Annotated in this window: 23 protein-coding genes and 2 tRNA genes; 1 reads left to right on the top strand and 24 read right to left on the bottom strand. The window is 46.3% G+C overall.

Translation table 11 applies throughout. The features are described from left to right. Positions 1-14: 14 nt before the first annotated feature. From DWW70_RS11995 to DWW70_RS12085, 19 genes are all read right to left on the bottom strand, one after another. Positions 15-1133: an ABC transporter ATP-binding protein gene (locus tag DWW70_RS11995; protein ID WP_330423969.1), complete on the bottom strand. Its 1119-nt coding sequence runs from the start codon at positions 1131-1133 to the stop codon at positions 15-17. Next, the gene (locus tag DWW70_RS12000; RefSeq protein ID WP_015533878.1) at positions 1123-1803 is read right to left on the bottom strand and encodes an ABC transporter ATP-binding protein; all 681 of its coding nucleotides are present in this window, start codon (positions 1801-1803) and stop codon (positions 1123-1125) included. The genes DWW70_RS11995 and DWW70_RS12000 overlap by 11 nt, the downstream gene beginning before the upstream one ends. A 3-nt stretch (positions 1804-1806) precedes the next feature. After that, positions 1807-4638, bottom strand: coding sequence for an ABC transporter permease (locus tag DWW70_RS12005; protein WP_118649931.1), 2832 nt, complete (start codon positions 4636-4638; stop codon positions 1807-1809). 15 nt (positions 4639-4653) lie between these two features. Continuing rightward, complete coding sequence (locus tag DWW70_RS12010; protein ID WP_118649932.1) at positions 4654-7104, bottom strand: biotin/lipoyl-binding protein; 2451 nt, start codon at positions 7102-7104, stop codon at positions 4654-4656. Continuing rightward, a complete protein-coding gene (locus DWW70_RS12015; RefSeq protein WP_118649933.1) occupies positions 7104-8135 on the bottom strand; it encodes an efflux RND transporter periplasmic adaptor subunit in 1032 nt (343 codons plus the stop codon). The genes DWW70_RS12010 and DWW70_RS12015 overlap by 1 nt, the downstream gene beginning before the upstream one ends. A gap of 138 nt (positions 8136-8273) precedes the next feature. After that, positions 8274-8357: transfer RNA gene (locus tag DWW70_RS12020), tRNA-Leu, on the bottom strand. 71 nt (positions 8358-8428) lie between these two features. Continuing rightward, positions 8429-8512, bottom strand: a tRNA-Leu gene (locus DWW70_RS12025). Positions 8513-8595: 83 nt separating this feature from the next. Beyond that, positions 8596-8901, bottom strand: coding sequence for a hypothetical protein (locus tag DWW70_RS12030; protein WP_015533881.1), 306 nt, complete (start codon positions 8899-8901; stop codon positions 8596-8598). A gap of 172 nt (positions 8902-9073) precedes the next feature. Then, positions 9074-9430 (bottom strand): 50S ribosomal protein L20, encoded by a 357-nt coding sequence (rplT, locus tag DWW70_RS12035; protein ID WP_004849136.1) that lies wholly within the window; start codon positions 9428-9430, stop codon positions 9074-9076. A gap of 22 nt (positions 9431-9452) precedes the next feature. Then, entirely contained in the window at positions 9453-9650 is a 198-nt protein-coding gene (gene rpmI, locus DWW70_RS12040) for a 50S ribosomal protein L35 (RefSeq protein WP_004849138.1), read from the bottom strand. 39 nt (positions 9651-9689) lie between these two features. After that, positions 9690-10184, bottom strand: a complete 495-nt coding sequence (gene infC / locus DWW70_RS12045) for a translation initiation factor IF-3 (RefSeq protein WP_015533882.1) — start codon at positions 10182-10184, stop codon at positions 9690-9692. Positions 10185-10480: 296 nt separating this feature from the next. After that, complete coding sequence (locus tag DWW70_RS12050) at positions 10481-12601, bottom strand: RNA degradosome polyphosphate kinase (RefSeq protein ID WP_015533883.1); 2121 nt, start codon at positions 12599-12601, stop codon at positions 10481-10483. 3 nt (positions 12602-12604) lie between these two features. Then, positions 12605-14137: a Ppx/GppA phosphatase family protein gene (locus DWW70_RS12055; protein ID WP_055146896.1), complete on the bottom strand. Its 1533-nt coding sequence runs from the start codon at positions 14135-14137 to the stop codon at positions 12605-12607. Positions 14138-14163: 26 nt separating this feature from the next. Continuing rightward, a complete protein-coding gene (locus tag DWW70_RS12060; RefSeq protein WP_243017724.1) occupies positions 14164-15222 on the bottom strand; it encodes a prephenate dehydratase in 1059 nt (352 codons plus the stop codon). Next, a complete protein-coding gene (gene folK / locus DWW70_RS12065) occupies positions 15176-15994 on the bottom strand; it encodes a 2-amino-4-hydroxy-6-hydroxymethyldihydropteridine diphosphokinase (protein ID WP_118649934.1) in 819 nt (272 codons plus the stop codon). Before folK ends, DWW70_RS12060 begins: the two co-directional genes overlap by 47 nt. Positions 15995-16013: 19 nt before the next feature. Then, positions 16014-16823, bottom strand: a complete 810-nt coding sequence (gene folP, locus DWW70_RS12070; RefSeq protein ID WP_118649935.1) for a dihydropteroate synthase — start codon at positions 16821-16823, stop codon at positions 16014-16016. 59 nt (positions 16824-16882) lie between these two features. Next, positions 16883-17374, bottom strand: a complete 492-nt coding sequence (locus DWW70_RS12075) for an HD domain-containing protein (protein ID WP_015533888.1) — start codon at positions 17372-17374, stop codon at positions 16883-16885. Further along, the gene (locus DWW70_RS12080; RefSeq protein ID WP_243017725.1) at positions 17374-18678 is read right to left on the bottom strand and encodes a bifunctional folylpolyglutamate synthase/dihydrofolate synthase; all 1305 of its coding nucleotides are present in this window, start codon (positions 18676-18678) and stop codon (positions 17374-17376) included. Before DWW70_RS12080 ends, DWW70_RS12075 begins: the two co-directional genes overlap by 1 nt. A 19-nt stretch (positions 18679-18697) precedes the next feature. Then, positions 18698-19579 carry a polysaccharide deacetylase family protein gene (locus tag DWW70_RS12085; protein ID WP_238051350.1) on the bottom strand — a complete coding sequence of 294 codons (882 nt, stop codon included), beginning with the start codon at positions 19577-19579 and terminating at the stop codon, positions 18698-18700. Between the two features lie 140 nt (positions 19580-19719). Here DWW70_RS12085 and DWW70_RS12090 point away from each other — a divergent pair, with 140 nt between their 5' ends. Next, the gene (locus tag DWW70_RS12090) at positions 19720-20268 is read left to right on the top strand and encodes a hypothetical protein (protein ID WP_118018156.1); all 549 of its coding nucleotides are present in this window, start codon (positions 19720-19722) and stop codon (positions 20266-20268) included. Between the two features lie 74 nt (positions 20269-20342). Here DWW70_RS12090 and DWW70_RS12095 read toward each other — a convergent pair whose 3' ends face one another. The 5 genes from DWW70_RS12095 to DWW70_RS12115 form a co-directional block, all read right to left on the bottom strand. Next, on the bottom strand, positions 20343-20672 hold the full coding sequence (locus DWW70_RS12095) for a DUF308 domain-containing protein (RefSeq protein WP_117549241.1): 330 nt from the start codon (positions 20670-20672) through the stop codon (positions 20343-20345). Between the two features lie 24 nt (positions 20673-20696). Continuing rightward, a complete protein-coding gene (locus tag DWW70_RS12100) occupies positions 20697-21050 on the bottom strand; it encodes a hypothetical protein (protein ID WP_117549243.1) in 354 nt (117 codons plus the stop codon). Between the two features lie 41 nt (positions 21051-21091). After that, positions 21092-21586 (bottom strand): hypothetical protein, encoded by a 495-nt coding sequence (locus tag DWW70_RS12105; RefSeq protein WP_118649937.1) that lies wholly within the window; start codon positions 21584-21586, stop codon positions 21092-21094. A 14-nt stretch (positions 21587-21600) separates the two neighbouring features. Beyond that, positions 21601-22203 carry a bifunctional phosphoserine phosphatase/homoserine phosphotransferase ThrH gene (gene thrH / locus DWW70_RS12110; RefSeq protein WP_118649938.1) on the bottom strand — a complete coding sequence of 201 codons (603 nt, stop codon included), beginning with the start codon at positions 22201-22203 and terminating at the stop codon, positions 21601-21603. Between the two features lie 101 nt (positions 22204-22304). Next, on the bottom strand, positions 22305-22715 hold the full coding sequence (locus DWW70_RS12115) for a hypothetical protein (RefSeq protein WP_015533895.1): 411 nt from the start codon (positions 22713-22715) through the stop codon (positions 22305-22307). Between the last annotated feature and the right edge of the window lie 4 nt (positions 22716-22719).

The following is a 22719-nucleotide window of genomic DNA, read 5'->3' on the forward strand; positions in this document are numbered from 1 at the left end:
AACACCATCTGCTATCACTCTTTTGTGATGATGACCTTGCCGTCAACAACCTGAACCTTGACCTTATTGCTGTCGATTCCGGCAGCAGCCAGCATATCAGGGCTTATCTGTACACGATTCGCCTTATCGAGTATCGAGAACTCCTCATGTGAATCATCAGATGAGAAGCCATCTGTCGTCAGCTCGTTCATTCTGTCCTTGTAAGATTCCTTCATGATCTTCTCTGTGCTAATCTTGCCGTCCGCAATCATAACCACACGTCCCACCTTATTTGCAAGACTTATATCATGTGTAACTATGATTATCGTTATCCCGAGCTCTTCGTTCAGCTTTCTGAACAGATCCTGTATCATGTTGGATGTCTTGCTGTCCACGGCTCCTGTAGGCTCATCCGCAAGAAGTATCTTCGGATTATTCGCAAGGGCTATGGCTATGGCAACTCTCTGCTGCTCACCACCTGACATCTGAGATGGATATGAATTTATCTTGTCCTCAAGTCCCACTCTGCAGAGCAGATCATGGGCTCTTGCATACTTGTCTTCCTTGTTGCTCTTGTCGAAGTACATAGGTACCTGAACATTCTCTATGGCTGTCATATATGGCAGAAGGTTTCTGGAGTTTTTCTGCCACACAAATCCTACAGTGTGCTTTCTGTACTCCACAAGCTCCTTATCCGTCATCGCAAACAGATCCTTGCCGTCGACATACAGCTTTCCGGCCGTAGGTCTCTCAAGTCCTCCGATCATATTGAGGAGTGTGGACTTTCCTGATCCCGACTTTCCGATGACCGCCATGAGCTCGCCGTATTTGATGTTGAGCTCCAGGCCTTGAAGAGCCATGACCTCCACATCGTCAGTCTTGTATATCTTGACAAGGCTGTCACACTCTATGATATTCTCCTCAGAACCAAGGCGCTCCCCGCCGGCTTCTTTATCTGTGCCAGCCTCAGGATCTGCTTCCACGGCTTTCCCGCTGTCAGTGCCCTCGTCTTCCTGAAGATCCATGCCGTACACGAACTCCTGCGTCTCCTGGCCATCCGTGTTCTCCATGTCCTGTGTCTCCACACCCGGTGCTATAGTTTCAGGCTCCACAGCATCGTTCTTCTTTTTTCTGAATAAATGCTTATCGCTCAACTATCTCACCATCCTCTATCTCATATACTACATCACCGAGCTCCATAAGCTTCGGATCATGTGTCGTCATGACTATCGTTATTCCTTCCTTGTACACCAGCTCCTGGAACAGCTTCATGACTGCAAGTCCCGAAGCCGTATCAAGGGCTCCTGTAGGCTCATCCGCAAATATTACCTTTGGCTTATGAGCCACCGCTCTGGCTATGGCAACTCTCTGCTGCTCACCACCTGACATCTGATTTGGGAAATGCGTCATTCTGGATGACAGTCCCACCAGATCGAGCACCTCTTTTATACGGGCATCCCTGTTGCCCTCATATTCCGCAAGTCTGAGTCCGAAATCGACGTTCTCATACGCACTCATAATCGGGATCAGGGCAACCGACTGGAATACAAATCCTATATTGTATCTTCTCAGCTTCTCCTTTTCCTTCTCGTTCATCTCGCTGTACACGTGGCCGCCGACTATCACTTCGCCCTCAGTAGGCTCATCCAGCGCGCTCAGGATATTGAGCAGTGTCGTCTTACCCGATCCTGAACGACCTTTGAGTATAGTGAGCTTTCCAGCCGGGACTGTTATATCTATTCCCTTGAGTGCATAGAAATCTTCTCCGCTTCCAAGTCTGAAACAGCGTTTGATTCCATGTGCCTCTATCATAATTTCATCCATAGATTAATCCTCCCCCAGCTTTAATGCCTGTGTTATATTCATCTTCTTCAATATAGTTCTTATGACTACGAAACATACAACAAACATAAATACAACAACCGCTGTGAGCTTTATGATGTCGTAAGGATCCACAGCTATCGATATCGCTATGTTGTGTGATTCCGGCAGATAAACCACGGCAACCAGCTTGACGAAAAGCGCCGTAGCCGCAGCACCGACTCCGTATCCCGCCAGACTGGCAAGTACCGAGCTGAATATCTGCTCATTTATGAGCATCTTGTTGATCTCACGCATGCTCATACCCATAGCTCTGTAGATACCAAACAGAAGTTCTCTCTGTTTGATGGATGTTATCCAGTATATCAGGAATCCCACCGTACAAAGTATGATCGCTATGATAAATGACAGTGAGAACAGACCATTTGTTATGAGCACCAGAGGTGACTCCTGCATCTCTGACACATCCTTATCCACACTCTCATACTGCACTATATTGACATCCTCATCACTGAGTGCCTGAAGTACATCCTTGTAGTCCACACCATCCTTGAGATGCATCCATACCTGGTATGGTGTCTGACTGAATGCACCAACAACATATGCATAGTTGGCAACTACGAGGTATCTCTCCACCTCCTGCATCTCTCCCTCGGAATCCTTCTCATACACATACTGTTGGAATCCCGGGAATGCATCCACTATGGCACATACCGTTCCGCTAGGAGATGCGATCTCCTCCTTCTCCTTGCTTGCAATAGGACTGTATCTCGCATAGTTTATGGAATCTCCAACCTTTATATTGTACTTCTTTGCAAGGTTTGATGAAATGATGACTCCATTCGACACTGTTGCAAGATCATTCAGGTAATTGTACCAGTGCTCCTTGTTGAGTCCGCTCTGCAGTCTGGCCGTCTCACCGAACTCCTTGGTGTTGATACCCATGAGTACGCTGCCCGCCAACTCCTCGCCGCCCGCTTTTATGACGGCATTGTCGTCGTATATGACTCTTGTCACCTTGTCACACAGGCTGTCCTCGAGCTTTGTAAATCTCTCAAAATCCTGCTCTGTGTAATACCAGTGGGTCTTCTTGTCTTTGTCTATGTATGTTCCTCTGGTCCACTGCTCCTGTACCACAAGATCCGTTCCCAGATTGTAATCTATTCGCTGTGTCTTGTTCTTATTTATGGTTCTTGCCATGTTCGAGTTGAACATACCCATGGCTATTGTCATTACAAGGAACACTGATATGAATCCCTGCTTCTTGACCGTACGTGTGATCTGCAGGAATGATGCGTACACAGCCGGTGACCATCTCTTTCTTCCGATCCTGTATATCAGTCTTATCAGGTATTTGATGAGTCTGAGCACCAGAAGTCCCACTGCAAATATAAAGAGTGAGGAGTTCAGGAAGATGACCGGATCAGGTCTTGAACCCGCAAGTATATCGAGTGCTATCGTCGATTTCTGCTTGTTGTAATTGTACAGGAGGTATATTGAAAGTGTCACAAGGATGACGTCCACAAAGAACTTCTCCCAGAATGGCTTGTAATTTACCTTTCCTGTTCTGCTCTTCTGCTCCACTATGGAGTTCTTGGCGTATTTGAACACCGGAAGTGTCACAAATAATATAGCTATAACAGCGGCAGCCAGACTGTATATTATCATCCACGGATCTACTCCATAGAAATGTGTATCCTTAAATCCAAACTGCAGGAACGAATCCGTGCTTGCTGCAAGCTTACACAGAAGATATCCTATAGGGATTCCTATCACTATGGCTATCACCGACAGTATTGCCGACTGTCCAAGGTATATTCCGAGAACCTGCTTCGTGCTGGTACCACGGCTCTTGAGCATGGCGATCTCTCCATCCTCCATCTCAAGTATCTGACTTGATACCATGTAAATGAATGCCAGAAGCAGAACCAGTATTGGGAGCTCCAGAACCCATATGATTATACCGATGGTTCTTGCATCGCCTTTATAATCTATGAGCACACTGCTGAAATTCTGCTCAAAATATTTATCTGACTTCTCAAATGACTGGAGATAATACAGCGTGTCCATGGCATTCTTGTGTGTTATCTGTGAGTAGTCAAGCATGACGTGATCCACGTAGTATATTGTGAGGAAGCCGTACTTGCCTATCATGTCGTTGAAGTCATCCTTCTTCACATATACCTCGCTGTCGAGATCTGCAAGCTGGTCATACCAGAAGCTGTCTGAGTAATCCTTCTCCTCAAATACACCTACGATCTGATACTTCATAGGATTGCCCTGTGAGTCAACGGCATCGCTGAGTCCGGTATCTATGCTGAATACCTCTCCAACGACAAGGCCGTATTTGTCAAGGTTTCTCTGTGAGATGATACAAGGATACACACCATCCTCTGTCTTGGCATCCTCGAGTGACGTTCCATATGTTATGTTCACATGATCCTCTATCTGTGGCATATATGTCATGTTGAAGCTGGTCCTGTGATTCAGGTTGCTCTGGGTGTACCCCGCCTGAAGTGACAGGCTGGTCTGCTTCTGCAGAGCATCTATCTCCATGTAGTAGTTCCACATGTCCTCATATTTGCCGATCCTGCCAAGCACTGCATCGGCATCGGCATAATCGTCTACCGCGCATGAGCCTGATCTGCCGATAGTTGCCGGATACTTGTTCTGCTCTACCATCGCCGCGTCAAACTTGGACGACATGAGCATATCCAGCGCTCCGTTTTTGAACATTGGGTTGCACGATGCAACAGCCACCAGCAATATGATTCCAAGCAGGAGACATGCATTTAACCACTTCTTGTTCAATAATTTATGTGATAAAAATTTAAACATTATATCTCCTCTCTGCTACTCTGCTGCCGCCGCATCTCCGCCAGATGAATCCGATCCGCCATCCGACTGGCTGTCTGCGCCTGACTTTGAATTATCGGAACCATCTGATGAACTCGATGAGCCACCGGTGGATGTTGCTCCTGATTCCTTAGCTATGACATCGCCCTCTGAAAGACCTGACAGTATAACCGTCTTGGTCTTGTCTGCCTCGCCGAGAGTGACATACTGCTTTATGATCTCATCATCCTTGATGAGCCATACATAGTCATACTCATTTGAATTGTTCTTGCTCGTCTCATGATAGATCATGTTGTTAGGTATCATGACCACGTTCTCATAGGACTTTGTCGGGTAGCTGACCTGATATGACTTCGGCTTCTTGTAAAAGCTTGCATCATCAACCTTTATATAATATTTCAGTTCATCACTGCCTGAACACTTGGTTACGTGAACCCCACCCTCTGAATCAGTACTGATATATGACTTGGAGCTGTCTCCGGTGCTTCCGACACACACTCCGCTTATCTTCTTACCGCTGTTGTTCTTATTTGATATTGAAACCTTCTGGTTTACAGCAAGTTTTCCCTCTGATATGGATATCGCCAGGATCACATTGTCGTTGCTTCCGACTGTGAGTACATTTGCACCTTCCTTGACAGCCACATCAGTCTTCGCGCCAACCGAGAGGACTGTTCCCGCCTGGTCAGCGTAGACAGTTATCTTTCCGCTTCCATCATTGTTCTTGTTGAGCTTTTCTCTCTGTGCGTTTAAGCTCTTGATGGTTGCATTGTGTGTATATATCCTAAGATCCTTGTTGTATGTAACAACATTTCTCTGGCACACGAGCTGCTCCGCCATGTAGAGAGTGTTCTCTGCATCCGTCGGCGTTGCCACCTTACCCTTCTGGTATCTCGTGATCTCATTTGTAAGCTCATTTATCTGATCATCAAAATCCTTGAGATCCGAACTGTAAGTCTGGTTCTCCTCGCTGATCTGGTTATCTATATCCTTGACCGCCGCTGTTCCGCCGCCACTGTCAATGACAAACAGCACATCCCCCTTCTTAACCTTCTGGCCCTTCTTGACGTTGAGTGACGTGAAACGTCCATCGCATGGTGCAGTGTAGCTGACACTGTTGAGGTCCTCCACCGAGAACGAATCGCTCTTCACCGTTGCTGTCTTCGTATATGAATCGAGTGCCACCGTGTATTCTGTGTAATCACTAGGCATGACCGCATCTGAAGCGTAGTAGACAAGATCGCCTTCCTTGAGTCCGCTGACTACCTCTGTGTAGTTATTGTCGCTGGCACCGGTATCTATATCCCTGCGCTCCTTCTCACTGGAATCTGTCTTGACATATACAAATTTCTGGTTGTTCTCCTCGTATATGGAATCATTTCCCACTGTGAGTACGTCCTTTGCATCGGATGTACTGAAATACAGTGACACCGTGTTGCCCACGCTGAGGATCTTATCTGCATCCTTCACACCCTTGAGCTTAAATCTTGTGTATGGAAGACTTGACTTGCTCTGTGCCACAGCTATCTCCTGATTGGTGTAGTTGTATGGCACTATGTCATACTGCTTTCCATTTATCACAGTGTACATGTTCTTATACATGCTGTATGTATTCTTCTTGAAGCTCTCACCGGTTATCTCTATATATGGATCACTGTAATCTGAAACCACGACCACGTTCTCACCGCCGCCGACAGTATTCTCACTGCCGCTTATCTTCTTGGCGTATGTTACCGTGCCCGGACGGTCTGCCTTGAGCGTTCCGCTCTGCTTGACCTTGTCCTCATCCTCGTCCTGCTGTGTGAGCTTTTTCTGCTCATACTCATATAAAAGATTATCGTACCTGTTGTTCTCCTCATTTATGGCTTTTTCTGTTCTGGCCTCTGCAGCGCCCTTTGAATCACCGATCTCTTCGCACGCCTTTATCTTCCAGTCCAACTCAGCCTGATTCTGCTCATATATCTTCTGCTTGATCTCATGTGAATACTTCTTCACATCCTGGGAATCAGCTCCAGAGCTGTCGTCCCCATCCATCGATGTTGAAGAATCATCCACTATTGAGCCTGAATCTGTATCACTGCCATCGTCTCCCGATGCTGTGGATGCATTGCTGTCGGTCTCTGCAAGAACCGTGTCCTTCTTGACCTCATCGCCCACATTCACATACACCTTTGACAGAGTCACAGATGTGTCATAGTAATAACAATAGTCAGTTGGGACTATCGTTCCGGTCTTGATGACCTTTTTGCCTATATCTCCATATGTGACCGGTCTGTATGCCTCGTTTGTACTTACAGGTTCAACGAGCTCAGGAACCTTCTCGCTGTTCTCCTTGCCACAGCCCGCCATTCCTCCTGCCATGACAAATGACATTACCAGGCATGCTATTCTGGCGGTCATATTCTTTTTTGTCCGTGTGCTGCCTTTATGCATAATATTCTGTCTCATCAATTTATCACCACCTGCTCTCCGGCCTTCAGTCCTGATTTGATAACTGTATAATCATCCACCGTATCTCCAACAGTAACTTCTACCGCATTCCTGTATCCGTCCTCATTTACAGTGTACACATACTTCTTCTCACCCGAGCCGTCAAACACAGCCTTTTTATTCACATATACAACGTTCTTTACAACCGGCTTATCTATGACCATCTTGAGGGTATCCGCTTCGGTCACTCCGGTCATATCACTGACAGGCTGAAATGTAAGTTTCTGCATCTCCTCTCCGGTGGCAGAGCTTGTATACTTCTCACACTTCGTGAGCTTCAGTGTAAATGTTGCCTCCTGAAAATCAGCATCGTAGGTCTGCCCCTCCTTGAATTCGTATGAATCCGCAGTCTCTGATACATAATCAGACGAACCCGAATCCACCGTTATGAGCGTATCACCCGCTGTGACATATCCATACTGCAGATCTGAGTTGACATAAGTCACTGTTCCGTTCTTGTCTGCAATGACCTGATACTCCTTCATTCTCTCGTTCTGCTCTTTGATGTATGTATCCGCCAGATCCATATCCTCCTTCGCCGCGGATATGTCACTGGAGTAATCCTGGCTGCTGTCTATGCTCGCCAGCCTGTTGTAATGGTCTATAAGAAGCTGATCCCGCTCCTTCTGATCCGTATACTGATCTATGGTCTTCTGGATATCCTTGGCCTCAAACTGAATCATCACATCGCCTTTGGCCACCTTATCGCCCTCTTTTACCTTGACCTCCTGAACCTTGTAGTCAGACTGCTGTATCGAGTAATCATTGCTACTGTAACCATCAGGCTTGAGCTCCAATGTCAATGAGGACTGGATATCTCCGTTCTTAACCTGATCCGTATTGAATTCCACCTTGCTATACGGCTCTATATTTATTCTGGAACTTCCTGTCTGTCCACCGGTACTGCCTCCGCAACCAACCAGCGACACGGACATCAGACCGGCAATCGCTGCCGCCAGAACCTTCTTATTGAATATCGCTTTTGACACGCTCTATTCCTCCTGTTTTTATGAATATATTTGATTCTACCCCCTGTCAGCCCATATATCAAGGAAATCTCCCGGGAGTTAATATTAGTTAAAAAAAAGAGAAAGCTTATGTTTTAAGCTTTCTCTAGAAATAAAAAATGCGGGAGATGGGACTTGAACCCACACGCCGTTTCCAGCACTAGATCCTTAGTCTAGCCTGTCTGCCAATTCCAGCACTCCCGCATATTCTATATGTAATTGATAACCGCCCATTCTCTCACATCCGAAATTCCATAAGACTTTCAAAATAAAAATGCGGGAGATGGGACTTGAACCCACACGCCGTTTCCAGCACTAGATCCTTAGTCTAGCCTGTCTGCCAATTCCAGCACTCCCGCATATTTATGTGATGTCGACTTCTGTGCTCGTCACCAACGAATAAGATAATACCATCTATCGAATACAAAGTCAACAACTTTTTTCAGATTTTTATCATATTAGTGAGCTTTCTGTCCACATCCTTCATAAGGTACTCCTTGAACGCTGTGTAATACTCATGTGTGAACTGTGTATACAGGAACTTATTCCAAAGATTACTGCAGTATGTACTGTCAAAATCATAATATGAATCAGTATATACCAGACCATTGCTGAACCTGGTCACATCCAGATACGGTTCCTTTCCTGCATAGTTAAGTCTCATAACGAGGTTCTTCTGCTCACTACAGCAAGCAAAAGTCTCAAGAAACATCTTCATCTGATCCTTTGTTATTCTCTCTACGAACATATGTGCCTCCTACTCTGTGTCTTTACTCTCATTGGTCATCCCCCTAACCTCTATAATTATAGCATACGCCTCCGAATTATAAAACCTTTTCGCGCAACAAAAGAACCGGATGTGTAAGTTTATACCACATCCGGTTCTTTTTACTTATATATAGAAGATTCTATATTCTATATTATGATAACTGTGCCTTTGCAACCTCAACAAGCTTTGCAAATCCCTCAGCATCGCTGATAGCCATCTCTGAGAGCATCTTTCTGTTGATGTCAACACCTGCCAGCTTAAGACCATGCATAAGCTTGCTGTATGAGATGTCATTCATTCTTGCTGCTGCGTTGATACGAGCGATCCAGAGCTGTCTGAACTGTCTCTTTCTCTGCTTTCTGCCAGCGTATGAAGATGTAAGTGCTCTCATAACTGACTGCTTTGCTACTCTATACTGCTTGCTTCTTGCTCCTCTGTAGCCCTTTGCAAGCTTTAATACCTTATTGTGCTTCTGCTTTGCGTTCATTCCGCCTTTAACTCTTGCCATTGGTTTTCTTCCTCCTGATCTATTAGATATAAGGTAATATCTTCTTCATTACCTTCTCGTTTGTTGCGTCTGTCATTGTAGCCTTTCTAAGATTTCTCTTTCTCTTAGTGGTCTTCTTTGTTAAGATATGACTCTTATAAGCTTTAGATCTCTTTAAACCGCCGTTAGCTGTTTTCTTGAAACGCTTAGCTGCTGCTCTTTTTGTCTTTAATTTAGCCATTTTACTTACTTCCTCCTTGAATTATATGTCTATAATAATTTAACGCTTTTGTGTTAAAAACATTATCATGCTTCTTCCTTCAAACTTAGCAGGCTTATCGATAACTGCTATCTCTGCAAGCTTCTCAGCAAAGTTGTCAAGAATAACCTTTGACTGCTCTACATGCGCAAGCTCTCTTCCCCTGAATCGCAGTGTAACCTTAACCTTATCGCCATGCTCAAGGAACTTTCTTGCCTGATTGATCTTGGTATTAAGGTCATTCGCATCGATGTTCGGTGAAAGTCTGACTTCCTTGACTTCCATGGTCTTCTGCTTCTTCTTGGCCTCTTTCTCTTTTCTGGCCTGCTCATAACGATACTTACCATAGTCAACTATCTTGCACACCGGTGGCTGTGCCTTAGGTGCTATCTTCACAAGATCAAGTCCTGCATCCTGAGCCATCTTGTATGCATCCCTGGATGACATTATTCCAACAAGCTGACCATCTTCTCCGATGAGTCGTACCTCTCTGTCTCTAATCTGTTCGTTGATCATTAAATCGCTAATGACTCTCTACCTCCACACTTTTAAAATTCAATTCTCTGACATAAGAAAAGTGGATAGAACCATCTATCCACTTTCTTAATACAAAGCATATTCAAACTCAGGAAAACCCTGTAAATCTTCTAAGCTAAATATTAACCCGAGTCATGTCAGACCATGCTGAGGTGAGAGTGGATACTCTGCTTCTATGTTCACTGTTTCACACAGCAATGGTAGAATACCACATCGCCAGCCGTGTGTCAACTGTTATTTTTCTTTTGTCGATATGCCTCTGTGCTGCCTTTATATCACTCATTATCGCCGTGGGATTCAACCGGGATGAACACCCTGTCATTGTCCTCTTCCTTCACCGGCTTCTGACTCTCCTGCGCAAGCTTCACAAAATACATCTGTGAATCAAGCTTTGCCTTGCCCCTGAGATCCTGCTTCGCATATGAGCCGTCAGGCTGCATGATGTGAGCCTTGAGTGTATCCTCAAGCTGTATCTTAAGGATATTCTTTATCTTCTTCTTAAGCTCCGGATCCTCTACAGGGAACGTTATCTCAACTCGCTTGTCCAGATTTCTAGGCATCCAGTCCGCACTTCCCATGTATATATCCTCAAATCCGTCATTATAGAAATAGAATATTCTCGAGTGCTCAAGATAATTTCCAACTATGGATCTTACTGATATATTATCTGAAAGTCCCGGAACTCCTGCCTTGATACAGCATATTCCCCTGACGATGAGTTCGATCTTTACGCCTGCCTTTGAGGCATCGTAGAGCGCATTCATGATCACCGGATCACAGAGACTGTTCATCTTGGCAACTATCCTTGCCTTTTTGCCCTGTCTCGCATTCTCTGCCTCACGGCCTATCAGCATGAGGAATTTGTCCTTCAGCCAGATCGGGGCAACTGCAAGCTTGTTCCACTTCTTCGGCTCTGAATATCCTGACAGCATGTTGAACACCGCCGTCGCGTCCTCTCCTATGGCATCACTGCAGGTGAGAAGTCCCATGTCAGTGTAAAGCTTTGCGGTCTGATCATTGTAATTTCCTGTTCCCAGATGCACATATCTTCTAATTCCGTCCTCCTCGCGTCTGACAACCAGTGCGATCTTGGAATGTGTCTTAAGACCCACAAGGCCATAGATAACATGACAGCCCGCCTGCTCCAGCTTCTTGGCCCACGCTATATTGTTCTCCTCGTCAAATCTTGCCTTGAGCTCGACGAGAACAGTTACCTGCTTGCCATTTTCGGCAGCCTGTGCAAGTGCCGCGATGATAGGTGAATTGCCGCTGACACGGTAAAGTGTCTGCTTGATCGCCAGGACATCAGGATCATTTGCCGCCTGTTTTATGAACTCTATGACCGGTGTGAACTCATAATATGGATGGAACAGAAGGATGTCTCCCTTCTTTATCCTGTCAAATATATGGCTGTAATCGCCCATTCCAGGTACAGGCTGCGGTTTGTACTTAGGATACTTCAGATGGTCAAAACCATCTATGCCGTTCACCTTCATGAGGAATGTGAGATCCAGAGGTCCGTTGATCTTGTATACGACCTCGTCATCGACTCCGAGATGCTTCTTGAGCTCCTTAAGGAGCTTCTTGTCCATGGCCTCGTCCACCTCAAGTCTTATGACCTCGCCCCACTGTCTCTGCTTGAGCTGCTTCTCGATCTCCTTCAGCAGATCTGCGGTCTCCTCCTCATCTATGGAGAAGTCTGCATTTCTCATGATACGGTATGGATATGCACACACTATGTCGTAGTTCAGGAACAGCTTGTCAAGGTTCTTCTCGATAACCTCCTCCAGAAGAATTATCTCGGTAACGCCCTTCTCCTCAGAAGGAAGTCTCACGATTCTTGGAAGTACAGATGGAACCTGGACGGTCGCTATATCCGTCACGTCCTTTTTCTTATCGTATATGAGTGCACCTATATTCAGTGATTTATTGCGCACCAGCGGGAATGGTCTGGACGAGTCCACCGCCATAGGTGTGAGTACCGGGTATACATCCTTCTCAAAGTATTTGTCCACGTACTTTGCCTGCTTTGGAGTGAGATCCTCATGGTGTCTCACAAGCTTCAATCCGTTCTGGGCAAGCTGAGGGATGAGGGATCTGTTCAGTGTCTGATACTGGTTCTTCATGAACTCTTTGGTGCTGGCATGGAGTGCGTCAAGCTGCTCCCGCGCCGTCATTCCGGCTATATCCTTCTTGGTGTATCCGGCGTGCACCATATCCGTGAGTGATGCTATTCTTACCATGAAGAACTCATCCAGATTGGATGCCGTTATACTCAGGAACTTTATTCTCTCAAACAGAGGAATGGTCCTGTCCTTCGCCTCGGACAGACATCTCTTGTCAAATTCAAGCCAACTGAGCTCTCTGTTATAAAATATCGGATTCTTATCTGCCATCCTTTACAACCCCCTTTTCTGTTTTAACACAGGCTTCACTCCAAAGACCTTTCTGAACAGTTCAGTCTTGGTCTTGAACACCCCTGCCTCAAGCGTAATATCATTCAGTGTATCTACCGTCATCGTGAGCACGTAGTCCTTGAAGCTGAACTTCATATCACTTATCTTCTGCCTGTGGCTCTTGTCAAGGACATCCGCAAGTCTCAGTATGGATGCCAGCTTGGCGACCTTCATGTAATCCGCAGTCATCAGCGATACCTGTGCCTTTGTCTGTGAAGGGAGATAATACTCGTTGAACTTCACAATATTTGCAATCTCCTCCCTCTCCTTGTGGGACAGTCCAAGTATCTCCGTGGACATGATTATGTGATAGGACATCATGGTGCCCACGTTCATATTTACAAATTTGCCACAACTGTGGAGCATGGCTGCGATCTGGAGCTGCAGTCTCTCTCTCCTTCCGAGTCCGTGGACGCTCTTGAAGGAATCAAATATATCCAGTGCGTTCTGCGTCACATTCTGTGTGTGCTTCCTGTTGACCTTATATTTCTTGGCTATGCTGTTTGCCGATGCAATGATATCCTCGTCGAAATTCTTATTCAGCAGAAGCGTTCCGTTCTTATCCATATAATCGGCAACTATTCCGTCACAGAACGTAACATCCGGCGTGATGATATCCTCCGCCCTTGAGTTGTCGAGGAATGACTGGTAAATGATCGCCATCGGAAGCATCAGTGTCGCCCTCTCGTATGGCACACCATATTTTTCTGAAAGGACCTCCGGGGTGGTCTCAACTACCTTGTGATAAAGCACGCGGAACTGATCTCTTGTGATCTTGTCTGTGATATTCAGCTCCGGTCCGACCTTCTTCAGATTTGCGATTCCGTCTCCTATGGCTATTATGCTCTTGATGTCCTTATCGTTTATAAAGAGGTTCCTGAACTCCTCTATGAAGTTCGATACGAACTCCTCCATGATATTCTCCAGAGCCACCGTGTCTGCGCCGTATTTTGCCAGATAATCCCTTATTCTCACGGCTCCTATAGGAAGGTTCTGTGTCTGGATCAGATTCTGCTTGTCAAATATAGATATCTGGAGACTTCCCGCTCCTATGTCCAGAAGCGCCCTGTTCTTCGTGTCGGCATCCTCAAACTTCGACTTTGCCGCATACGCCTTGTAGTTCATGAATCTCTGCTCCGAGTTGCTGAGCACTGAGACGTCGATGCCTGTGTGCTGCTTTATCCTCTCAAGGACCATGACTGAATTCTCCGCCTCACGCACAGCGGACGATGCATACGCCTTGTATTCACGCACATCGTATTCCCTCATCTTCCTGCGGAATTTGTTGAGGATCTCACATACCTTCATTATGGAATCCTCGGTTATCCTGCCACTGTTGTAGGTATCACTTCCGAGCTCAACTGTGCTGTTGACGTAATCGATCTCCCTCGCCCCTTTTTTGGGAGTTATCTCATACACCTTCATTGACAGCTCGTTAGAACCTACATCGATGGCTGCAAATACCTTACTTGCCATATCTACCCCACCTTTCATGTTACTTATCAGTATGTTCCAATTATCTTGAAATCCATAGAATCCTTATTTATATGGTCCAGCGCATCTATCGTCGCCGGATCCATGAGACTTCCCTCAAGAGTTATGAAGAATGAATATTCCCATTTTCTTCCCCTGAGAGGCCTCGACTCAATGCTTGTCATATTGAGCCCGTTATGTTTTATATGTCCAAGTATACTGTAAAGGGTTCCACTCTCATGTGGCAGTGCAAAGCATACGGATATATTTCCCGCACTCTTCACATACTCCTTTTTCTTTGACAGTATGATAAATCTCGTTGTGTTGTTCTCATTGTTGACTATATCGTCCTTGAGTATCTCAAGTCCGTATATATCTGCGGCAAGAGCGCTCGCTATGGCAGCCTGGGTAATATCACCTTCATCCCTGACCTCCACCGCACCCACTGCAGTGTTCGCAACCGGGCACTGTACGTATCCGGCTCTGTTTAGGAATTCACTGCACTGCAGAAGCCCCTGCGGATGGGAATATACAGTCTGTATATCAGAAAGCTTTGAGCCCGGAACTCCCATGAGCATATGTGCCACCTTGACCTCGTCTCCGCCCACGATGGTCAGGCCGCTGCTGCCAACCATATCATATATACCACTCACAAATCCGGCAGAGGAATTCTCTATAGGCAGGACTCCGTAATCAGCCTTGCCTCTCTTCACCGTCTCTATGACATCCTCAAATTTTGCAACATTTACATTCTTTATATCCTTGCCAAAATAGTCATGCATAGCCTGATGACTGTAAGCCCCCGGAACACCCTGGTATACAACCACCGTGTCTTTATCGACCTTCAGATGATCCACGGGCACAAACCCGCCCACCACATCAGAGCTTATATGTGCCAGCGCAATATCTCTGCCCTCAACACACGCTCTGTCGATAAGCTCATTCTTTCTGGTGATAAGCTGCTGTATCTGCTCCTCCAGACTGTTTATCTCTTCCAATGTATTCATTCTATCTATCCTTCCACTTGAAGTGTCAAATTTGTCACTGTTTGTCCAGCCCGGCACGAAGCTCGGATATTGTCTTGCCAAGCAGCGGGTGCCTCTTGTATCCCGCTATCGCGGACAACGGTTCAAGTACAAACTCTCTCTTGTGCATCTCCACGTGTGGTATATGAAGATCCTCACTGTCATACACGACATCATCATAAAGCAGGATATCGATATCCAGAGTTCTCGGTCCCCAGTGGATCAGCCTCTCTCTTCCCGCCGCTTTCTCTATTCCATTCACCAGTCTCAGCAGTTCCTCAGGAGTCCTGAGCGTCTCTATCTCCAGACAGCCGTTCAGGAAATCGTCCTGCTCAACGCCGCCATACGGCTCGGTCTCTATAAAATCTGATACTCTTGTCACCTTGGTGTATTTATCCTTGTTCAGCTCATCTATGGCCATGTCCAGATATGATTCCCTGTCGCCGATATTTGACCCAAGTCCAAGATATGCTGTGTGCTTTTTTCTGCTTATGGCCACGGACACTGTATCTACATGTACCATGACCGGAGCCCACGGCTTCTTCACCGTCACATTTACCCCTCTCACATCATCGTAAGTGAGAAGTATCATGTCTGCTATCTCCTCAGCCACAGTCTCTATCAATTTATAATTTCTGTTCTTCATGACCTTCTGTATGCCATCGCACACGCTGCCATAGTTCACAGATTTTCTTATATCATCACTTCTGCCGGCCTCCTGGGTCGACACCTGCATGGATACGTCCACCACGAACTTCTGTCCAAGGACATTCTCCTCCCTGTACACTCCGTGATGTGCAAATACCTCAAGTCCTTTTATATTGATACTGTCCATACCGCACCTCCGCTATATTTTATCTGGCACTCAGCATCGCATGCGTCATCTTGAGTGCTCTGTAGTTGCTCTTCACATCGTGTACTCTGAAGAAATCGCAGCCCTTCACAAGCCCAAGCACTGATGTGGCAACTGTTCCCTCCTCGCGCTCGGTCACCGGAAGATCAAGTGTAAGTCCTATCATCGACTTTCTCGACGTTCCGAGGAGTATCGGGAGATTCCATTTGTGGAGCAGCTCCAGATTGTTCATGAGGAGCAGATTCTGATGCAGATCCTTTGCAAATCCTATTCCCGGATCCACCATGATCTTGTCCCTGTCTATGCCTGCTGCCAGAGCCATGTTAACCGACTCATCCAGATCTGATACAACATCAGCCAGATAGTCTGTGTAATCTGTGTTCTCCCTGTTGTGCATAAGACAGCACGCCTTGTCGTACTTCGCTATGACAGCCGCCATCTTCTCATCGTACTTCAGTCCCCATATATCGTTTATGAGATCTGCACCTGCATGTATACCCGCCTCAGCCACCGCAGACTTGTATGTGTCGAGTGATACTGCCACGTCGAAATCTCTCTTTATCGCCCCTATGATCGGTGCGGTCCTCTCTATCTCCTCCTCATCCGATATCTTTGTATATCCAGGTCTTGTGGACTCACCGCCAACATCTATTATCACAGCACCCTCAGCTATCATCTTCTCTGTGGTAAACAGAGCTGTGTCCATGGTGTTATGCTGTCCTCCATCCGAAAATGAATCTGGGGTCACATTCAGTATCCCCATCACATAAGGTTCTTTTCCACTCTCAAATGTCTTGTTTCCTATTATCATCCTTTTATCCTCCAGATATAAAATATCCGCACATGACGTGCGATCCCTTGGTACTTCCCTTAATATTTTATCCCTGTATTGCGTGCACTCTCCAGCCAGTAACACTGGTCTGATGCCTTGCAGTCAAAACAGTTTCGAGACAGCTTATCCGCATTATACAACACATATGCCAGTCCTTCCCGCTCAGCACCGTCTGTATTGTGTGAGCCTATGGCATCACATATCTGCTCATTCTCCTGCGTGGAAAATCCGCACTGCTCCAGTATCCTGCCCGCATACTCAACACTCAGCTCATGATGCTTCCTGCCGGTGTCATCAGGATCTGCCCGTCCCACATCGTGAAGAAGTGCCGCGGCATATATGATCTCCCTGTCTATCGCATATCCCTGTTCGATATTCATTATATACGCTATCCTGGCAACATCCAGACAGTGCTCAAGTCCATGCCGACAGAATATCCTGTCGGTCTCCTTGTTCCGCACAGTCTCCATGAGACGTCTGTATTCATCGTTGTATATGATCCTGTCCACTCTGTCCATCTCTGTCTGCATCAGCTTTCTATATATCCTCCATGTTCCGCACGGTCTATGATCGGCCCAATAAATGACAGCGAGCCAAATACCATCACCACCGGATCCTGCCTGTCATCAGCCAGCGTCATCGTCAGCCTCACAGCATCGTCCACATCTTCCTGCTCATAGACTTCATCTATATATGTCCCTGCCAGCCTTTTCAGCTCATGCCTTGAAAGTGCTCTCGGGTTATCCGGCTCAACTGCTATGAACGCAGAAGCCCCCGGCATCATGATCCTGAGCATCTGCTCATAGTCTTTGTCCTTGAACACCCCACATATATATATGAGGTCTCTTCCGGCAAAATACTCATCTATGTTCTGTCTAAGTGCTCTCCAGCCTCCCGGATTGTGTGCGCCATCCACATACAAGAGAGGTTTGTCCATAAGCTTCTGGAATCTTCCCTTCCAGAACGTCGCTTTAAGTCCTCTCCTTATATCATCCTCAGTCAGCTCATATCCAAGCCTCATGAGAACATGTGCGGTCGCAGCCGCTGTGGCACTGTTATATATCTGATATATGCCCGGAACCTGAAGTTCGTATCTCTGTCCGTCATATATATATTCACTTCCACCTACTGACTCTCTGCATATCTCTATATCCTTCTCCCTGATAAGTACCGCCAAGTCCGATATATTATTCTGCTCACATGCCATATCCCACATATCCTCAAGCTCTGAGGCAAGCGGGTACGCCACACATGGGCAGTTCTTTTTCAATATTCCAAGCTTCTGTCTGTATATATCCCTCAGGGTATTCCCGAGGAAATGCATGTGATCCATGCTTATACTTGCTATTATCGTACAGACCGGGTGGCTACACACATTTGTGGCATCCTCCAGGCCTCCCATTCCGGTCTCAAGCAACAGGAAATCGACCTTTTTGTCGCAGAAATAACAGAACGCCACCGCTGTCTCCGTCTCAAACGATGTGGGTCTTCCCCAGCCGTCCGACACCATGTCATCCGCTGCATCTTTCACCGTCTCAAGATATACGGCAAAATCCTCCTCAGACATATATTCCTTATCTATCTGAAATCTCTCAAGATATGTAAATATCGTCGGAGATATATATCTTCCCACACTGTATCCTGCACTCTCAAGTATCTCGTCCAGGAATGCGCATATCGAGCCTTTGCCATTTGTTCCTGCTATATGTATAACCGGGACTGCGTCCTGCGGATCGCCCAGCCTTCTCAGCAGCTCCTTTATACTGTCAAGCCCCAGAACGCTTCCCATGGTGTCCGTATATTCTATATAACTTCTTGCCTCTTCATAAGTCATGGCATATATCCGTCCCTTCTCATCTGTGCCTGATAAGTGGTGCATTCTCATCTATAGGCAGCAGCTCATACCCATCATCCCGGAGTCTTTCAATGAGCATCGGCAGTGATTCCACCGTGGTGTGCCTCGACTCAAGATCATGCATCAATATGACCACATCGTCGTGCTGCAGTGCATCCTTCATGATATTGTCGACAAGCTGCTCCGGCGTGTAGCTGCCACACACGGCATCATTGTTCAGCGCATTCCAATCATAATATATAAGCCCCTCGGCATTCACATAGTCTATCAGGGTGTTCATATCCACTCTGGATACCGTATTTGAACTGCCGCCCGGGAATCTGTAATATACACAATTTACACCTGTTACATCATACAATAAATTTCGCAATTCCTCAATATCTTCGGAGAAATCAGCAAGGCTTCCATATATTTTATCGTAATCATGGGTGTACGAATGAAGCCCCAGCGTATGTCCCCTATCCACTATATCCCGGTAGGCATCATAATAGCTCTTGTCGCGCCCCACGACAAAAAATGTTGCCTTCACATCGTATTTATCAAGGATATCCAGTATCTCCACTGTGTTCCCGGATGGCCCATCGTCAAATGTGAGATACGCCCTCTTCGTTATCTCCGGCTCCGCATCAGACTCCGTTTCGTCCTTCTCCGGCTGCATCTCCCCGGTATCATTTGCCCCATCCACCTCCGATGGTGTGCTCTCATCCGCCCCCAGGACATTTGCCTGCTGCCTGACCGGCCCTCCGGCAGTATAAAAGCCCCACCTCGACTGGCTGATTATGTAATAACAACAGAAAATTATGGCAAGAAATATGGCAACCGCCAGCATAATATACTGCCATCTGTCAGTCACCTCCTGCACATTGTCAATTTTTTTCAAATGATCCTCGCCGCCTATAGCATTTTTTCTATTATATTATTTTATATTTTTAATTATGTGTCTATTTTTTATGCCATGAATATTTCTCAGATATACGGAGAATATAAATAGCAAATATTAAAAAAAGGAGAACATGTACAATGAAAAAATACTTTTTACTTGTGACGTGTATGACACTCACCATGATCCTCTTCTGTGGTTGTGGCAATTCAAACGGTGCTTCAAGCACTGGCTCATCTTCAGCAGCCAGCACCCAGACAACATCTGAGGCTCAGAATGGTAACAGCTCTGAAGGAAACAGCACCGACTCATCTGACAAAGGCGTTGTAGGCGGAGCAGCCGACGCTGTAAAGGATGTCGCTGACGGCGTGGCCGACGGTGTAAAGGATGTCGCTGACGGCGTGGGAAACACCGTGTCAGGCATCTTCGGTTCATTCGATGATGCCCAGGACTGGTTCATGGATCAGCTTCCCGCAGGTGACGGAAGATTCGAGGTTGCCAACAGTGACAAGGATCTCACAGAATTTTCCGGTGGAAAAACAGGCTACCACATCGAGCTCCACGACAACAATAAAGAGGGCGACACCAAGGTCGGTGATTTCTATATCGACTCCAGCGATGGCAAGGTGTACAGATCCGATGAGCACGGGAAGACATTTGCAGAGTATGATTTCTCTGATTATAAATAGATGAAATATCCCGCATGAAAAAACAAGCGGCACGGAGGTATCTGAAAACCTCCATGCCGCTTTATTCTATGTTCTTATTCTGCCACATCCGCTGCATCATCAGCTTCAGTAACAGTCACTGGTTCGTCTTCACCCTTCTTGTCTGAGCTCAGCATCTCTCCTGTGAGCGGATTGATCTTGACTCCCATCTCCGACGCAATGAGATTGTACATGTCAAACTCTCTGTCTCTGGCAGCCTTCTTTCTGGCCTTTACGCCCCTGGATCTGACCAGCTCCACTATTCCGAATCCGATCATCAGTATGCCGAAGAATATGAAGCCCGCCATATTTTTTGAAAAAAATGCATGAGCCACACTTATTGCGCCTATTCCGATCATCACGATACCCATAACGAAATTGAACATATATGCTTTACCGCCTTTCACCAATCATCTGTTTACAAACGCATCTATGCCCGCCTTCTCGAGCATTCTGTCGTATTGCTCATACATATACTGGACACTGTTCTCAAGAAGATGATAGTGCATTATGTATGGAACAAGCAGCACCATGAATGCAAGTGCAAGTATCAGCAGCGATATATTGTCCGTCACTACAAATGTTATACATGTTGCAACCGTCAATACGGCAAACAATACCAGCACTATGAGGTGGATAAGTCTCTCATGCATGAAAAATCCTACCTGCGTGAGATGTCTCTCTGCCTCCCGTGCAAAGTCCACATCATTCCTCTTTAAAAGCTCATCAATATATGCTATATACCGGCGTATCCTCTTTGCCATCTGCCGCATCTTCCTTTCCTGATCCCTGCCGAACCGTCAGGCTAGTTCATCACCTTGTTCATAAAGTGCTCCCACTGTGCGATCACCTTATCATAGTAAAAACTCAGAACATAGGATTCCTCATCCACATCTATTATCATCTGATAGCATTTTCTGTCAGCATTCTCCGAAGACTTGAGCATCTCCTTTGGCTGGCCCGAATAAAATACAACCCTGCCCTCAAAGCTCTTCAGCACATCCTCATAGTCCGCCCTGTCCACAGGCTTATCCGGTACTGACTCCTGGAGGACATCGTTCGCATCGTAATACTTATGACCCTCGAGCAGAAGTGCCTCGATCTCAGGCTCAGTGAATCTGACCTGCATATCACTGGCATATCTGTCAGTATAGAGCTCATTTGCAGAGTTGTCCTCTCTGACTACCGCGCCGTCAAATTCAAATTCCAGGATTCCCTGCTTCTCCGAATATATACATCTGATCAGAGTCGCATCCCTGAAAGAGAGCGTCTCGATCTCATCTACACTCTTGTACTTCATATCTGTATCTCCAACTAGTCCATTGCCTTCTTGATGGCCGCAAGAAGCTCATCGTATGTCTCAAATGCCTCAAGATCAGGATTGTCCGCCTTGATCTGATCTGTGCTCTTGAACAGGAAGCCTGCCTTGCTCGCATAGATCATTCCCAGATCGTTGTGGCTATCACCGCTTGCTATAGTGTCGTAGCCGATTGACTGCAGAGCCTTGACTGTTGTGAGCTTCGACTGTGGGCATCTCATCTTGAAGCCTGTGATCTCACCGTCATCTGCAACGATCAGCTCATTACAGAATATTGTAGGGTAACCGAGCTTCTTCATGAGAGGGCCTGCAAACTGTGAAAATGTATCGCTTATGATTATCACCTGTCCTATGGATCTCAGATCATCCAGAAACTCCTTTGCTCCAGGGATAGGATCTATCTTTGCTATAGTCTCCTGTATCTCCTTGAGTCCAAGTCCGTGCTCCTTAAGTATACCAAGTCTCCAGTTCATGAGCTTATCGTAGTCAGGCTCATCCCTTGTTGTTCTCTTAAGCTCAGGTATTCCGCTTGCCTCCGCAAATGCGATCCAAATCTCAGGCACCAGTACTCCCTCTAAATCAAGACATGTTATATACATATTATATTATCCTCCGTTCTTATAAATAGTGTGAATTAATGCATGTCATACTCCTCCCGTTTCTGACCACACAGATGCATTATAGCACAGTATCACGCAGACTAACAATCACTACTTTCAGGCATTTGCCCGGACTTCTTCCATCTGTCCAGAGCGTATCCATAATCCCGGATTATCATGTCGAGCTGCACCCTTTCCGTCACTCTCATGTGGCTTCCCTTCAGATATACTCCGTCCATGAAACCGGTCCGTATCGTCATTCCGCACTCACCTCTCATCGCAGCCGGTCTCTTCACCACACTTGCACCCGCCGCCTTCTGAAGCTCTTCGTACCTTTCATAATTCTTCTGCCATGCCCTCATATAGGTCTCAACTTTCCTTCCCGGAATATTGACCCTCACTCCACCATAGCGTCCATCCGGCCCCGGGAAGAAATACTCTATCCTGAAGTCATTCTCACTTATTATTAGCGTACCGCCGCTCGCCAGCTCTTCTCTGCATGTTCTTCCCATAACT

The sequence above is a fragment of the Coprococcus sp. AF16-5 genome (assembly GCF_003479365.1).
In the GTDB taxonomy this organism is placed as follows: domain Bacteria; phylum Bacillota; class Clostridia; order Lachnospirales; family Lachnospiraceae; genus Coprococcus; species Coprococcus aceti.

Excerpts from the sequence above, each read along its gene's own strand:
- DWW70_RS12080 (WP_243017725.1), bottom strand. The coding sequence starts at position 18,678 with ATGACTTATGAAGAGGCAAGAAGTTATATAGAATATACGGACACCATG.
- DWW70_RS12010 (WP_118649932.1), bottom strand. The coding sequence starts at position 7,104 with ATGAGACAGAATATTATGCATAAAGGCAGCACACGGACAAAAAAGAAT.
- DWW70_RS12105 (WP_118649937.1), bottom strand. The coding sequence starts at position 21,586 with ATGAAGTACAAGAGTGTAGATGAGATCGAGACGCTCTCTTTCAGGGAT.
- folK (WP_118649934.1), bottom strand. The coding sequence starts at position 15,994 with ATGGACAGTATCAATATAAAAGGACTTGAGGTATTTGCACATCACGGA.
- DWW70_RS12075 (WP_015533888.1), bottom strand. The coding sequence starts at position 17,374 with ATGCAGACAGAGATGGACAGAGTGGACAGGATCATATACAACGATGAA.
- DWW70_RS12095 (WP_117549241.1), bottom strand. The coding sequence starts at position 20,672 with ATGTTCAATTTCGTTATGGGTATCGTGATGATCGGAATAGGCGCAATA.
- rpmI (WP_004849138.1), bottom strand. The coding sequence starts at position 9,650 with ATGGCTAAATTAAAGACAAAAAGAGCAGCAGCTAAGCGTTTCAAGAAA.
- DWW70_RS12000 (WP_015533878.1), bottom strand. The coding sequence starts at position 1,803 with ATGGATGAAATTATGATAGAGGCACATGGAATCAAACGCTGTTTCAGA.
- DWW70_RS12030 (WP_015533881.1), bottom strand. The coding sequence starts at position 8,901 with ATGTTCGTAGAGAGAATAACAAAGGATCAGATGAAGATGTTTCTTGAG.
- rplT (WP_004849136.1), bottom strand. The coding sequence starts at position 9,430 with ATGGCAAGAGTTAAAGGCGGAATGAACGCAAAGCAGAAGCACAATAAG.
- thrH (WP_118649938.1), bottom strand. The coding sequence starts at position 22,203 with ATGTATATAACATGTCTTGATTTAGAGGGAGTACTGGTGCCTGAGATT.
- DWW70_RS12050 (WP_015533883.1), bottom strand. The coding sequence starts at position 12,601 with ATGGCAGATAAGAATCCGATATTTTATAACAGAGAGCTCAGTTGGCTT.
- DWW70_RS12115 (WP_015533895.1), bottom strand. The coding sequence starts at position 22,715 with ATGGGAAGAACATGCAGAGAAGAGCTGGCGAGCGGCGGTACGCTAATA.
- DWW70_RS12090 (WP_118018156.1), top strand. The coding sequence starts at position 19,720 with ATGAAAAAATACTTTTTACTTGTGACGTGTATGACACTCACCATGATC.
- DWW70_RS12100 (WP_117549243.1), bottom strand. The coding sequence starts at position 21,050 with ATGGCAAAGAGGATACGCCGGTATATAGCATATATTGATGAGCTTTTA.
- infC (WP_015533882.1), bottom strand. The coding sequence starts at position 10,184 with ATGATCAACGAACAGATTAGAGACAGAGAGGTACGACTCATCGGAGAA.
- DWW70_RS12005 (WP_118649931.1), bottom strand. The coding sequence starts at position 4,638 with ATGTTTAAATTTTTATCACATAAATTATTGAACAAGAAGTGGTTAAAT.
- folP (WP_118649935.1), bottom strand. The coding sequence starts at position 16,823 with ATGATAATAGGAAACAAGACATTTGAGAGTGGAAAAGAACCTTATGTG.
- DWW70_RS12055 (WP_055146896.1), bottom strand. The coding sequence starts at position 14,137 with ATGGCAAGTAAGGTATTTGCAGCCATCGATGTAGGTTCTAACGAGCTG.